Source organism: Micromonospora sp. NBC_00389 (assembly GCF_036059255.1).
Lineage (GTDB): Bacteria > Actinomycetota > Actinomycetes > Mycobacteriales > Micromonosporaceae > Micromonospora.
In genome coordinates, this window is the sequence record NZ_CP107947.1 from 3802943 (window position 1) to 3816809 (window position 13867).

Genomic DNA, 13867 nt, shown 5'->3' on the forward strand with positions numbered 1-13867 from the left:
GTCGGGGTCAGGAGAGGGTGCAGGGCGCCCCGTTGACGGTGACCAGGCCCGGGTTGGGGTTGGCGCCGCCGCCGGTGGTCGCGTTGAAGCCGAACGTCACGGTGCCGCCGGGCACGATCCGGGCGTTGTACGACTCGTTGCGCGCGGTCACCGTCGCGCCGGACTGGGTGACCTTCGCCAGCCACGCCTCGCGTACCCGCTGGTCCCCGGTGAACGCGAACCGCACGCTCCAGCCGTTGACGGCCGTCGCGCCGGTGTTGCGCACGGTCAGCTGTGCGGTGAACCCGGTCCCGCCGTGCCAGGCGCCGTAGTTGGTGTAGCGGACCGCGCAGGTGGTGGCCGGCACCGAGCTGGCGTCACCCTGGTCGGCCAGGAACGAGGCGATCCAGGCCAGCGCCGAGTTCCAGTTGATCGCCACCTCGTTGGTCGCGTACGAGTTGATGTCGTCGACGTAGCAGAACATCGGCTCGCAGCCGGCGAGCAGTTGCGCCGCGAACGGGTCCTGGAGGGCGGCGTTCGCGCCACCGGCGAGGGAGCCGGCGGGTGGGTTCGGCAGGTTCGGGTCGAGCTGGTGGCCGAAGATCCGGCTGTGCTGGTTCTCCGCCGCGTGCTCGCCCCACCCGGTGACGTAGGAGATGTTCAGCGCGTTGCGGCCGAGCAGGTAGTCCATCGCCTGCACGGCGCCGTCGCGGTAGTCGGCGTCGCCGGTCAGGTCGAAGGCGGTGGCCAGCACGACGGCGTTGTTGATGATGTTGCTGTTGGCGCCCCAGAAGTAGCTGCCGGCGTCCCCGGGCATCGGCAGCCCGTACGCCTGCCGGCGCAGCTCGGCGAGGTACGCGTCGGCGGCGGCGGTGACCGAGGCGCGGACCCGGGTCAGCTCGGCGGTGGGTAGCCCGTTCGGCACGGTGGCCAGGTCGAGGCGGCCGAGCGCGGCGGTGCTCTGCCAGCCGAAGCCCTGCGGGCCGAACACGTCGCCGGTGTGGTGCGGCGAGGCGGTCAGGTCGCTCAGGTAGGTCTGCGTGCCGGTGCTCAGGTACAGCTCGACCGCCGCCCAGTAGAACTCGTCGGTGACGGTCGAGTCGTCGTACGCGCCGCCGCCGGTGCCGTCGGTGGGGCTGGCGTACACCGCTGGATGGGCCTTGGCCGCGGCGTAGGCCGTCGTCGCGGCGGTGGCGCAGCGGCCCGCGAACGCCGCGTCGTAGGGGGCGTAGAGCCGTGCGCACTGGGCGGCGGTGGCGGCCAGGTTGAGGGTGGCTGCGGTCGACGGCGGGTGCAGCTCGCGGGGCTGCGGGTCGTCGTGGGGGGCCAGCGGCAGCCCGGTCCAGTTTCGGTCGTGGATCTTGTGGTGCGCCATTCCGGCGAGCGGCTGGCCGGCCGGCACCTGCATGCGCAGCAGGAACTCCAACTCCCAGCGGGCCTCGTCGAGGATGTCCGGTACGCCGTTGGCGCGCTCGGGTACCCGCAGCGTGCCGTCGGCCAACCCGGTGCCGCCGGCCGCGGTGGCCGCCGTTCTGGTCCGCTCGAAGGTGTTCAGCAGTTGGTAGGTGGCGATGCCGCCGTTGACCATGTACTTGCCGTGGTCGCCGGCGTCGTACCAGCCGCCGCGCACGTCCAGGGAGTAGTCGCAGACGGCCGGTTGGCAGGGCACGCTGGTGTCGCCCTGGTTGGGTGCCACGCCGAGGTGGCCGGCGGGTCGGGCGTACTCGTCGCCGATCAGGTCGCCGTCGATGGCGGTGCCGCTGCGCTGGGCGTAGAAGAACTGGAGCGAGTCGGCGCGCAGCCGGTCGTACAGGGTGCCGGAGATGTCGAACGGGTGACTCGTCTCGCCGTCCACGGTCAGCGTCAGCCCGCTGCCGGGGGTGCGGTAGCTGGAGAAGTCGGCCGTCTGCACGTTCTGCCCGGAGGCGCCGTCCACGCCGCGGGCGGTGGTGGTGCCGCTGGCCAGGACCGCGCCGCCGGCCGAGCGCAACTGCCACGGCAGCGGTTCGGTGGCCGTGGTGACCACGGTGGCGTTCTTCGGGCCGCCGGGCAGGTAGCCGACCTGGTTGACCCGCACCCGTGGCCCGGTGTCCGGCTCGTACGGCTCGGGCGGCTCGCCGCCGCGCAGCGAGACGTCGTCCAGGCAGACGGTCTGCGTCTCGGCGGCGCCACCGACCTGGAAGATCAGCTGGGCGGCGGGGTTGTCGTCCGGGACGGTGAAGGTCTGCTCGACCCGCTGGGCGGTGGCGTCCACGGCGGCGTACGTCGTGTACGGGGCGCTGCCGAGCTGCAGGACGGCCTTGACCGCGGTGCCGGGAGTGGCGGAGACGGCGAAGCCGAGGGTGTATTCGGCTCCGGCGATCAGCGGCACGCCGTCCTGGCCGATGCCGGCGTCCCACGGGTTGGCCAGCCCGCCGGGGACGGTGGTGCAGAGCCGGCCGTCGGTCACCGCGAGCGCGCCGGTGCCGAAGGAGAACCAGGGGCTCACGCCGCCGCTGAAGTCGCCGTTGTCGATCTGCTCGGGGGCGTCCGGTGGCGGGTCGGCGTGGGCCGGGCCGGCGCCCGCGGCGGTGAGGGCCAGGGTGGTCGCCGCGGCCAGCAGGAGGCGGCGTCGGGATGGCGTCACGGGGGAGTCCTTCCGGGACGGGAAGTGAGACGGTGGCGGCGGAAGCTGGGAGCGCTCCCAGGTGTCGGCTCGATGTTTCCAGCGCGTCAGGGGCATGTCAATCGATCTGACTAGATGGCTTTCGGTGCCCGACTAGGGCGGCCGGCCAGCACGACGCCGGGCCGGGGTGCCGCGACGCGCCGTTGCGGACACGTGAGATTGGCCGCGCCACGCCCCGTCGTCCTGATCTCCTAGAGACAACTGCGCCCTTCGCCTGGCAGGCTGCCTCCCATGACCCTGAAGCTGCGTTCCGTGGGAACGAGCGACCGTGGGCTGATCCGCAGTGGAAACCAGGACGCCCTGCACGCCGGGACCTGGCTCGTCGCCGTCGCCGACGGCATGGGCGGGATGGCGGCCGGTGACCTGGCCAGCGCGCTCACCATCGACGCGGTCTCCCCACTCGACGTGGAGACCCCCGAGGACGCCCTGGTGGCCGCGCTCCAGGGCGGCATCGCGGTGGCCACCGCGCGGATCCGGCAGGCGGTTGCCGAGGATCCGGAGCGCCAGGGCATGGGCACCACGTTGACCGCCCTGCTCTTCGCCCGTACCGGCAGCTGCCTGGCCCTCGCGCACGTCGGCGACTCCCGGGCCTACCTGTTCCGCGAGGGCGTGCTCAAGCAGGTCACCAGGGACGACACCTTCGTCCAGATGCTGGTGGACCAGGGCGTGATCACCGCGGACCAGGCCAGCAGCCATCCGCGCCGGGCGGTGGTCACCCAGGCGCTCCAGGGCGACGACGTCTCCCCGTCCTACGCGACGATGGTGCCCCGGGTCGGCGACCGGTGGCTGCTGTGCAGCGACGGGCTCTCCAACGTGGTCCGTCCGGACACCCTCGCCGAGGTGCTCACCGGCTACCCGGACCGCGCCGCCTGTGCCGGCAAGCTGATCGACCTGGCGCTGCACGCCGGTGGGCCGGACAACGTCACCGTGGTGGTGGCCGACGTGGAGGAGGAGTAACCGGCGTTCAGCGCCGGCGTGGCGTGGCCCGCCGGGTGGGCGTCGCGGTAGCCGGGTCCTCCGGCCACGGGTGCCGGGGGTAGCGACCGCGCAGCTCGGCGCGGACCTGCGGATAGCCGGTGCGCCAGAACGACGCCAGGTCGGCGGTGACCGCCACCGGCCGCCCGGCGGGGGAGAGCAGGTGCAGCAGCACCGGCACCCGCCCGTCGCCGATGCGGGGGGCCGCGGGCCAGCCGAACGTCTCCTGGAGCTTCACCGCCAGCACCGGCGCTGCCGGGTCGCTGTAGTCCACCCGGATCCGTGAACCACTGGGCACGTCGATCCGCTCCGGTGCCAACTCGTCCAGTTGGGCGGCCTGCTTCCACGGCAGCAGCCGGCGCAGCGCCGAGGCGACGTCCACCCGGGCCAGGTCGGCGCGGCGCCGGGCGGCGGCCAACTCCGGGCCGAGCCAGGTCGGCGCGGTGGCGAGCAGCGCCTCGTCGCCCACGTCCGGCCACTCGGCACCGAGGTGGTGCCGGCCGAAGGCGAGCCGCTCGCGCAAGGCCCGGGCCGCTGGCGTCCAGGGCAGCAGTCCCAGCCCTTCCTGGCGCAGACCGGTCAGCAGCGCCTCCGCCACCTGCGCCCGGTCCGGGCGGTCCAGCCGGCGCTCCTGCAGCTCGATCGCGCCCAGTCGGGTCACCTCCCGGGCCACCACGTCTCCGTCGGACCAGCCGACCTCCCGGCGCGTGGACAGCAGCGGCCCGGCGGCCTCGCGGGCCGTCGCCTCGTCCAGCGGCGTGGCCCGGCGGATCCGCGCCGACGGCGCGCCGGGGGTGCGGTCCGCGACGGCCACCGCCAGCCAGTCGGACCCGGTCAGCCCCGACCCGGCCGCCAGCTCCGCGGCGGTCCCACCGGTCATCAGGTACGCGGACCCGCCCGGCCGCCGGACCCGGGCCAGCCGTTCCGGGTACGCCAGCCCGACCAGCAGCCCGGCGGCCAGGTCGTCGGTCAGCCCAGCGGAGGCGGCACGTCCGCCGGCTCCCGGACCGCTCGCTCGGGCGGCCCGGTCGCCGTCGCCACGGCCCTCGGGTGTGGAGCCGGCGGGCAGCGCGGCGCGCAGCCGGCGTACCTCGCCTCGCCAGCGGGCGGTCGCGGCCGGGTCGACCCCGGTCCGCAGCCGGCGCCAGCCGGCGGTCAGGTCGTCGCCCGGGCCGGCCGCGCTCTCCTCGGAGAGCAGGGCCACCACCTCGGCCGTCCGGTCGGCGCCGACCCGTCCGGCGCCGTCGAGCAGAGCCCGGGCCAGCCGCGGGTGCGCGCCGGCGGCGGCGATGGCCCGCCCCCGCCCGGTGATCCGGCCGTCCGCGTCGACCGCGCCCAGGGTGGTCAGCGTGTCCCGGGCCACCGCCATCGCCGCAGGCGGTGGCGGGTCGGGCAGGGCGAGCCCGACGCCGTCCGGCCGGCCCCAGGCGGCCAGCTCCAGCGCGAAGCCGGTCAGGTCGGCGGTGGCGATCTCCGGCTCCGGCCGGGCGGGCAGTCGCTCGTGGGTCGCCGCGGACCAGCAGCGGTAGACGGACCCGGGGGCCTCGCGGCCGGCCCGGCCGGCCCGCTGGGTGGCGGCGGCTCGGGAGACCGGCACGGTGATCAGCGCGCCGAGCCCGCGGGCCAGGTCGATGCGGGGCACCCGGGACAGTCCGGCGTCCACCACCACCCGGACGCCTGGCACGGTCAGGCTGGTCTCGGCCAGCGCGGTGGCCAGCACCACGCGGCGTCGATCTGCCGGACGCAGGGCGGCGTCCTGCTCGGCGCCGCGTTGCCGGCCGTGCAGCGGGAGCAGCGCGACAGTGTCCCGCAGGTCGGCCAGTCGGCCGGTGACCGCCGCGATTTCGCCGGCCCCGGGCAGGAAGACCAGCACGTCGCCGTCGTGCTCGCGCAGCGCCCGCCGGACGGTGGCCGCCACATGGTCGAGCAGGGACCGGTCCACCGGACCGGCTCCGGGCGGGGCGATCGGCCGGGGTGGCGGCGCCCAGATTCGCTGCACGGGGTGCAGCGCGGACTCGGCCCGTACGACCGGGGCCGGGCTGGGCCCGCCGAGCAGAGCGGCGAAGCGGTCGGTGTCCGGGGTGGCGGACATCGCCAGCAGCCACAGGTCCGGCCGGAGGGTGGCCCGCGCCTCCACCGTGAAGGCCAGTGCGAGGTCGGCGTCGAGTTGCCGCTCGTGGCACTCGTCGAGCAGCACCGCGCCCGTGCCGGGCAGCTCAGGGTCGTGGTGCAGCCGGCGGACCAGCAGGCCGGTGGTGACCACCTCCACCCGCGTGGCCGGGCTGACCCGGCGCTCGCCGCGTACCGCGTAGCCGACACGGTCACCGACCCGCTCGCCGAGCAGTTCGGCCATCCGCCGGGCGGCGGCGCGCGCGGCCACCCGGCGGGGTTGCGCGATCACCACCCGGCCGGTCACCCGGTCGGCCACGGCCAGCGGCGCGAGGGTGGTCTTGCCGGTGCCCGGCGGAGCCACCAGGACCCCGGCGCCGGCCGCGTCGAGCGCCGCGATCAGCGCCGGCAGCACCGGGCGTACCGGCAGGTCCAGGGTTACGTCAGAGAGCACGGCCAAGTCTCGCACCGGCCCGGGTGGGTCAGTTGCGGCGCACCTCGCCGACGCCGCGCAGGAAGGTACGCCAGGCCGACGGGCCGAAGGCGAGCACCGGGCCGGAGCGGTCCTTGCTGTCCCGGACGGCGACCTGACCGTCGGCTGTCGCGACCTCCACGCAGTTGCCGTTGCCACTGCTGCGCGTGCTGGTGCGCCAGTCCGCCCGGGTCAGGTCGATTGCCGTCATCCGCGATACCTCTCGTCTGCGTCGGCGTGCCGCAGAAGCGGTCACGCAAAGTTACGAGAAGCATGCTCGATACGGGTCAACGACGCCGCCGGATCGAGCGCCATCCGACACAGCTCCTCGTGCAGAAGGCTATACCCGAGCACTTGATCGGCATCCTCCAGCGCCAGTCCCATCGTGAGGTTATCCAGGTAAACCACGGACGCGTCGGCGGCCTCGGCGAAGTTGAGGATCACGTACGGTGTGCTCATCGCGGGGTGCCCGCCGGCCGCGAACGGCAGTACCTGGATTGTGACGTTGGGTAACTGCGTGATCCGGCTCATGTGGACCAACTGTTCGGCCATCACGGCGGCGCCGCCGACCGGGCGCAACAGCACCGCCTCGTTGACCACCGCCGACAACTGAACCGGGTTGTCGCGGCGCAGCACCTCCTGCCGGTGCAGCCGAGCCGCCACCTTGCGCTCCACGCCGTCCTCGCCGGCGGTGCGCCGGTAGATCTCCCGGGCGTACGCCTGGGTCTGCAACAGCCCCGGCACCGACTCGGCCTCGTACGTGCGCAGCGCCGCCGCCTCGGCCTCCAGCCCGACGTAGAACTCGAACCACTCGGGCAGTACGTCGCTGTAGTTCTGCCACCAGCCGCGCTGCTGTGCACCCCGGGCGATCTCGATCAGCGCCTCGGCGTCCGCCCCGGTCACCTCGTAGAGCGCGAGCGCCGCCCGGACGTCGCGCGGCTTGATGCCGATCTGCGCGGTTTCGATCCGGGAGAGGTTGCTCTTGGACATGTCGAGCTGGCGCGCGGCGACATCGAGGGTCATGCCCGCGCGTTCCCGGAGCTGGCGGAGCTCCCGGGCGATTCGTCGACGGCGCACGGTCGGGCTGGCGGCCGGTCGGATGGCGGGGGTGGCGGTCACCGTCCGAGTCTGTCACGACAAGATCCGCAGGTCGCACATGCACGGAGTGCAACTTTCAAATCTGGGAGTTGCATTGCAGTAGCTGTCGGTGCATCCTTTCCCGGTCGCGATCACTGTGGACACATCCGTGCGGGAGGACCGTTGCTCATCGCCGACGAGTTCTTCCTGATCGCTCACAACGACAGCCGTGGCAAGGCCAAACTGCATCCGGCCGCGACCGGGCTCGGGCTGGCCGGCGGGCTGCTCGGTGAGTTGGTCCTGTATGGACATATCACCGTCTCGAGCGGACGTATCACCCTCGTCGACCGACGCCCGCCGGCCGACGCGCTGGCGCACACCGTGCTCGACCAGATGATCGGCGAGCCCCAGCATCAGGCGGTCGGCACCTGGCTCAGCTTCCTGGCGCAGAGCGCGACGACCTCGGTGGGGGAGCGCCTGGCCCGGGCCGGTGTGCTGCGCCGCCAGGAGAGCCGCCGGCTGCTGCGCACCTCGGTCAGCTACCTGCCGATCGACCTCAACGCGGTGGCCTGGCCGGCCACCCGGCTGCGGGCACTGCTGGACCGTCCGGACCCGCCGAGCGTGCCGGACGCCCTGCTGCTCGGCCTGGTCGTGGCCGCCGGCCTGACCCGAGAGGTGCTCTGGAGCGCCGGACCCCGTGCTCACCACCGGTTGAACGTCCTCATCCCGGCGCTGCCGGCGCCCCTGAAGGAACTCGTCGGGTACACCGAGGCCGCCGTTGGCGCCGCGGTGCTGCGCGGCGCCCCCTGATTCCCCGGTAACCCCCTCCTCGACAACCGGAGTAGTGGTATGCCCCCGACATCGACAGTCCAGCGACCCAGCAACGTCTCCGAATCTCTTGCCCGAGGCCGCCTCGGCATCCCCTCGGTGATCTTCTTCGTGCTCTCCGCCGCCGCGCCGCTGACCGTGGTGGCGGGTGTCGTCACCACCGGCTACGGCGTGGTCGGGGTGACCGGCATCCCGCTGGCCTTCCTGGTGGTCGCCGCGGTGCTCGCCCTGTTCTCGGTGGGCTACGTGGCGATGTCCCGCCGGGTGGAGAACGCCGGCGCCTTCTACGCCTACGTCTCGCGTGGCCTGGGCCGACCGGCCGGCGTGGCCGCCGCCTGGGTGGCGCTGACCGCGTACAACGCGCTGCAGGTCGGGCTCTACGGCACCATCGGCGTAGCCGCCGAGCCGGTGCTCGACCGGATCTTCGGCGGGCACCCGCACTGGTCGATCGTCGCCCTGGTGGCGTGGGCACTGGTCGGCCTGCTCGGTTTGCTCCGGGTGGACATCAACGGCATGGTGCTGGCGGCGCTGCTGGTCGCCGAGATCGTGGTGATCCTGATCTTCGACCTGGGACAGCTCGGCAATCCGGCCGGCGGCGAGGTCAGCTTCGCCGCGTTCTCGCCGGACAACCTCTTCGTGCCCGGGGTCGGCGCGGTGCTGGTGCTGGCCATCCTCGGGTTCGTCGGCTTCGAGTCCGCGGTGGTCTTCAGCGAGGAGAGCAAGGATCCGAGGCGGACGGTGCCGGTGGCCACGTACCTCTCGGTGGGGATCATCGCCGTGCTGTACGCGCTCTCCGCCTGGACCATGACGGTCGCCGTCGGACCGGACCAGATCGTCGCCGCGGCTGGCGAGCAGAGCGTCGGGCTGATCTTCAACCTGGCCGGGGAGCACCTCGGCGACACCGCGGTCACCATCGGCCAGGCACTCTTCCTGACCTCGGTGCTGGCCGCGATGATCTCCTTCCACAACACCACGGCCCGCTACGCGTTCGCGCTCGGCCGGGAGCGGGTGCTGCCGGCGGTGTTCGGGCAGACCTCACCGCGCAGCGGCGCGCCGCGGGCCGCCTCGCTGGCGCAGAGCGTGTTCGGCCTGCTGGTCATCCTGCTGTACGCGGTCAACGGCTGGGATCCGGTGATCAAGCTGTTCTTCTGGGTCGGCACCACCGGTGGCTTCGGCGTGCTGCTGCTGATCGCCACCACCTCGGTGGCGGTGATCGCCTACTTCGTCCGGTCCGGCGACGGCGAGACGCTGTGGCGGCGGCTCATCGCACCCGGCCTGGCCACCGTCGCGCTCGTCGTGATCATCTGGCTGGCCGTGTCGAACTTCGCCAACCTGCTCGGCGTCGCGCCGGACTCCCCGCTGCGCTGGGCGCTGCCCGCCGTCTACCCGGTGGCGGCCGCCCTGGGCGTCAACTGGGCGCTGGTGCTGCGCAAGAGGCGTCCGGACACGTACGCCCGGATCGGCCTGGGCGCGAGCGCCGCTGCCGCGGTGCCGCCGGTGGAGCAGCCGCCGGCACCGGCCGGCGCGGAGGTATCCCGGTGAGCGTGGCCATCGACCGGCTCGGGCCGGAGGACACCGCGCTGGTGGCCGGCCGGATCGCCGAGGCGTTCACCGCCTTGGAGGTGACGCACTGGCTGGTGCCCGACGCGAGCAAGCGCGAGGCCGTGCTGGCGGGGAACTTCGAGATCCTGGTCGAGCACGCGATGCGGCACGGCCTCGTCGACGCCACCGCGGACCGGTGTGCGGTCGCCGTCTGGTTCCCGTCGGTCGGTGAGCCGGCGCCGCCGCCGACGGACTACGACGCCCGGCTCGCCGCCGCCTGCGGCGAGTGGACCGACCGGTTCCAGCATCTCGACGAGTTGTTCGCGGCCAATCACCCGCATCCTGACCACCACCACCTGGCCTTCCTGGCGACCCAGCCGGGCCGGCAGGGGCAGGGGCTGGGGACCGCGCTGCTGGCGCACCACCACGGGTGGCTGGACGAGAACGGGATGCCGGGTTACCTGGAGGCGAGCAGCGCTCGCAGCCGCGACCTGTACGCGCGGCACGGCTACCGGGCCGGCGAGCCGTTCCGGGTGCCCGACGGCACGCCGTTCTGGCCGATGTGGCGGGAGCCGGTCGGCCGCTGACGGGACCGGCCGGGTCGCTGCCCCCGAGGGGAGCGACCCGGCCGGACGCCGAGCGGACCCGTTGTCACGTTCGCGTGACAACCGGTGCGGACGGTTGAGGGCCGGGTCCGCCGACCCGGCCCTCAACCGCCGAACCGCCTAGTACGCGCCGTCGAGCTGGCCGCGCAGCTTGGTCAGAGCCCGGGTCAGCAGCCGGGAGACGTGCATCTGCGAAACGCCGATCTGGTCGGCGATCTGCGACTGGGTCAGGTTGCCGTAGAACCGCAGGGTGAGGATCTTCTGCTCCCGCTCGTCGAGCGTGGCCAGCGCTGGGCCGAGGGCGACCCGCAGCTCGGCCAGCTCGAACTGGGAGTCCTCGCCGCCGAGCATGTCGCCCAGCTCGGTGGCCCGTTCGCCGTCGCCGGTCGGGGTGGACAGCGACACCGCGTTGTACGCGCGGGCGCCCTCCAGGCCCTCCAGGACCTCTTCCTCGGTGAGCTTGAGGTGGGCGGCGATGTCGGCGACCGTCGGCGACCGGCCGAGGGTCTGCAGCAGCGAGCTGTTGGCGTCGGAGATGGCCAGCCGCAGCTCCTGGAGCCGGCGGGGCACCCGGATGTCCCAGGTGCGGTCGCGGAAGTGCCGCTTGAGCTCGCCGATGATGGTGGGGATGGCGTACCCGGCGAAGTCGACGCCGCGGGACGGGTCGAACTTGTCGATCGCCTTGATCAGGCCGATCGCGGCGGTCTGCGCCAGGTCGTCGGTCGGCTCGCCCCGCCCGCTGTAGCGGTGGGCGAGGTGGTTGGCCAGCGGCAGCCAGGCCTCGATGGCCCGGTCCCGCAGCGCGGGACGCGACGGGTGGTTGGCGGGCAGTGCGGCCATGGCGTTGAGCAGGTCGGCGGCGCTGTCGGTGAGCGCCCGCGGGTCCAGCTTCGTGGTGCTCCGGGCCGTGGCGGTCGGCTGCTCGCTAATCGTTGGCGCGGTCATGGGTGGTCCTCCCTGCACCTCGTCCGCGGATAAAAGACGTGACGCTTTGGTTTAGCTTCGTATGGGCCGTTCGGGACTCACCTTAACCTGATCGTCTCCCCGAAATCTAGCCGAAAGGCTGATGTACTTAAGGTGTTTTCAGTAACGAAGGGAGCAAATAGGGCGGATCTCCGGATGCCTGTGAGGATCCTTACCTGGTAGGTGGCGCCCCCGGTCGTCCCACCCGAGCCGGCCGATCGGCCACCCCGATCGCCTGAGCGGTCAACAGGAAATCCAACATCAGGGCCGATGGGTCGACTATCCCGTCCTTGTCCCGCTGGCGGGACCGGCCGTAGCGTTGCCCGTACAGACCCGGTTCGGAGGCACCGTGCTCGATCCAGCCGCTCCCCAGCTCGTCGTGAACAGTCGCACGCTCTACTTCAGCTGGCTGCCGGCGGATCCGGACGCGGTCGCCGCCCTGGTCCCGCCCGGGCTGCGCCCCCGCCCGGACCGGCAGGTCTTCCTCAACCAGTACGTCGTCGACGACGAGACGCAGACCTCCGGCTTCGGCGCCTACTCGCTGACCTACCTCGGTGTCTCGCTGGTCGGTGTGGACGCCCCCGGCGGGCTCAGCCCGGGCGGCTGGTGGACCCACTACGTGGCCTCCAGCCGGCTGGTCCGGGAGTACGCCGCCGCCCGCGGCGCCCCGACGGTCGCCGGACGGACGCGTATCGAGGTGGGCGGTGAGGACCTGCTCTCCGAGACCGAGGTCGACGGAGCGCCGCTCATCCGGGCCCGATGTCGGGTGGGGGAGACCGGCCACGTGATCAGCAGCGGCCACCACCGCTACTTCACCCGCCGCGACGGGCAACTGCTCAGCTCGGTCTACCCGTTCGTGGCGGAGCCGGTCGCGCCGTTCGAGATCGAGTCGGTGGAGTTCCTGCAGCCCGGGCACCCGATGTACGCGCTCCGCCCCGCCAACCCGCTGACCATCGGCTTCGGCTACTACTCGCCGCGCTCCTCGTTCGCCTACCCGGGCGGACTGACCGTGCACGGCGCCGCCGTCCTACCCGAGCCGACCCGGCAGGTTCACCAGGTGCCGGCCAACCTGGCCCGCAGCGGCCTGCCGTCCGGGTCGTAGACCAGCCGGTACAGCGGCAACGCCCACAGGCGCGTGTACCAGGGCAGCCGCTCGGGGCGGTGCGGGCGCAGCCGGCCGGGCGGACGGTCGCCCACCTGGCCGTCGTCGTACCACTGTTGCAGCGCGTCGGCGGCGGCCGTGACGGTCGCGACGGCGTCTGCCGGGTCGAGCAGGTCGGCGTCGTCCGCGCCGGCCGGGTCGCGGTCCAGGTGCTCGCGCCAGAGCCGCAGCCGCAACTCCCGGGCGAAGGCCCGTGCCCCGTCGCCCTGCCCGGCGGGATCGGTGGGCTCCCGCGGGTCACGGGTGTCGTCGAGCACCGCACAGGACAACTCGCTGTCGTGCGTCCAGGAACGGCGGTTGAAGTTGTCGCTGCCCACACTGGCCCAGGCATCGTCGACCACGCAGACCTTCGCGTGCACGTAGACCGGGTCACCGGCGTGGTTCTCCACGTCGAACACGTGCACCCGCTCCGGCGCGGCCCGCTCGCACAGCGACAGCGCCTGCTCGCGGCCGACCATGTTCGGTGGCAGCGCGAGCCTGCCGTCCACGTCCGGGTGCCGGGGCACCACGGCGATCAGGTGCAGCTCCGGATTGTCGCGCAGGGCGTGTGCGAACAGGTCCGCCACCTCGGTCGACCAGAGGTACTGGTCCTCCAGGTAGATGAGGCGGCGCGCGCGGTGTACCGCCTTGGTGTAGCCCCGGGCAACGGTCCGCTCGCCCTCCGGTGCGAAGGAGTAGCGCGGCCGGACGGCGGGGTAGGTGCGCAGCACCTGGATCTGGTGCGGCCCGCAGGGCGGCGGCTCGGCCGGCTGCTCGGGCAGCGGGTCGGGGCGCAGGTCGGCGCCGCGTAGCCGGTCCCGCAGGTAGGCCATTGGGTTCTCCGAGTCCAGCGGCATCGGGTCGGTCCAGCGTTCCCGGAACACCGTGTCCAGTGCGTCGACCACCGGGCCACGCACCGCGAGCTGCACGTCGTGCCAGGGCGGGTTGGGGCCGTACCGGGGAGACATCTGCACCGGCTGCGGGTCGCCGCGGTGCGCGGCGTCATCACGGCGGCTGTGGCACAGGTCGATCCCGCCAGCGAACGCGATGTCCCGCTCAGGGGCGCCCGGGTGCCGCAGCACCACCAGCTTCTGGTGGTGCGAGCCGCCGCGCCGGACCCGCTGGTCGAGCAGCACCTCGCCGCCGGCCGCGGAGATCGTCTCGCTGAGGTCGCGGTTCTCCGCCTCGCTGTAGGACAGCGCGTCGAGGTGTGAGCGCCAGATCAGCCCTTTCACCACCACCCCGCGCTGGGCGGCCTGGGCGAAGAGTTGGGCCACGGTCGGGCCGTCCGGGCGCAGCCGCTGGTCCGGGTCACCCCGCCAGTCGGTGAAGAACAGGTGGTCGCCCTCGGTGAGTGCTTCCACCTCGTCGACCAGCCGGTCGAAGTACGCCGCACCGTGAATCAACGGCTCGGCGAGGTTTCCGGTGGTCCAGACGGGTAAATCAGAGACCGGGTTGGCGCGTTCCTGCGCGGTGAGGAACCAGTCCTGCAATGGCAACGTCCAGCCCTC

General features: G+C 73.1%; 11 protein-coding genes. 5 read left to right on the forward strand and 6 right to left on the reverse strand.

The genetic code is table 11. The features are described from left to right. Positions 1 to 7: 7 nt before the first annotated feature. Positions 8 to 2605 (reverse strand): glycoside hydrolase family 9 protein, encoded by a 2598-nt coding sequence (locus OG470_RS18015; protein ID WP_328425792.1) that lies wholly within the window; start codon positions 2603 to 2605, stop codon positions 8 to 10. A 270-nt stretch (positions 2606 to 2875) separates the two neighbouring features. Between OG470_RS18015 and OG470_RS18020 the strand changes: the two genes are divergently transcribed. After that, positions 2876 to 3601, forward strand: a complete 726-nt coding sequence (locus OG470_RS18020) for a PP2C family protein-serine/threonine phosphatase (protein WP_328425794.1) — start codon at positions 2876 to 2878, stop codon at positions 3599 to 3601. Positions 3602 to 3608: 7 nt separating this feature from the next. Here OG470_RS18020 and hrpB read toward each other — a convergent pair whose 3' ends face one another. Genes hrpB through OG470_RS18035 form a run of 3 tightly spaced genes read right to left on the reverse strand, consistent with a single transcriptional unit; the run spans position 3609 to position 7277 of the window. Next, the gene (hrpB, locus tag OG470_RS18025; protein ID WP_442931161.1) at positions 3609 to 6197 is read right to left on the reverse strand and encodes an ATP-dependent helicase HrpB; all 2589 of its coding nucleotides are present in this window, start codon (positions 6195 to 6197) and stop codon (positions 3609 to 3611) included. Positions 6198 to 6210: 13 nt separating this feature from the next. Then, on the reverse strand, positions 6211 to 6411 hold the full coding sequence (locus OG470_RS18030; RefSeq protein WP_328425798.1) for a DUF397 domain-containing protein: 201 nt from the start codon (positions 6409 to 6411) through the stop codon (positions 6211 to 6213). Positions 6412 to 6452: 41 nt separating this feature from the next. Beyond that, positions 6453 to 7277 (reverse strand): helix-turn-helix domain-containing protein, encoded by an 825-nt coding sequence (locus OG470_RS18035; protein ID WP_328426439.1) that lies wholly within the window; start codon positions 7275 to 7277, stop codon positions 6453 to 6455. Positions 7278 to 7460: 183 nt separating this feature from the next. On the opposite strand from OG470_RS18035, the gene OG470_RS18040 reads away from it, so the two are divergent. From OG470_RS18040 to OG470_RS18050, 3 genes are read left to right on the forward strand one after another with little or no spacing between them, the layout of a single operon-like run. After that, entirely contained in the window at positions 7461 to 8087 is a 627-nt protein-coding gene (locus tag OG470_RS18040) for a GOLPH3/VPS74 family protein (RefSeq protein WP_328425800.1), read from the forward strand. 39 nt (positions 8088 to 8126) lie between these two features. Further along, entirely contained in the window at positions 8127 to 9647 is a 1521-nt protein-coding gene (locus OG470_RS18045) for an APC family permease (RefSeq protein WP_328425802.1), read from the forward strand. Further along, positions 9644 to 10234, forward strand: a complete 591-nt coding sequence (locus OG470_RS18050; protein WP_328425804.1) for a GNAT family N-acetyltransferase — start codon at positions 9644 to 9646, stop codon at positions 10232 to 10234. The genes OG470_RS18045 and OG470_RS18050 overlap by 4 nt, the downstream gene beginning before the upstream one ends. A 138-nt stretch (positions 10235 to 10372) precedes the next feature. On the opposite strand, the gene OG470_RS18055 is transcribed toward OG470_RS18050, so the two are convergent. After that, complete coding sequence (locus OG470_RS18055; RefSeq protein ID WP_328425806.1) at positions 10373 to 11197, reverse strand: SigB/SigF/SigG family RNA polymerase sigma factor; 825 nt, start codon at positions 11195 to 11197, stop codon at positions 10373 to 10375. A 367-nt stretch (positions 11198 to 11564) separates the two neighbouring features. Between OG470_RS18055 and OG470_RS18060 the strand changes: the two genes are divergently transcribed. Beyond that, entirely contained in the window at positions 11565 to 12317 is a 753-nt protein-coding gene (locus OG470_RS18060) for a hypothetical protein (protein WP_328425808.1), read from the forward strand. On the opposite strand, the gene OG470_RS18065 is transcribed toward OG470_RS18060, so the two are convergent. Next, positions 12266 to 13855, reverse strand: a complete 1590-nt coding sequence (locus OG470_RS18065) for a phospholipase D family protein (RefSeq protein WP_328425810.1) — start codon at positions 13853 to 13855, stop codon at positions 12266 to 12268. The genes OG470_RS18060 and OG470_RS18065 overlap by 52 nt on opposite strands. Positions 13856 to 13867 lie beyond the last annotated feature (12 nt).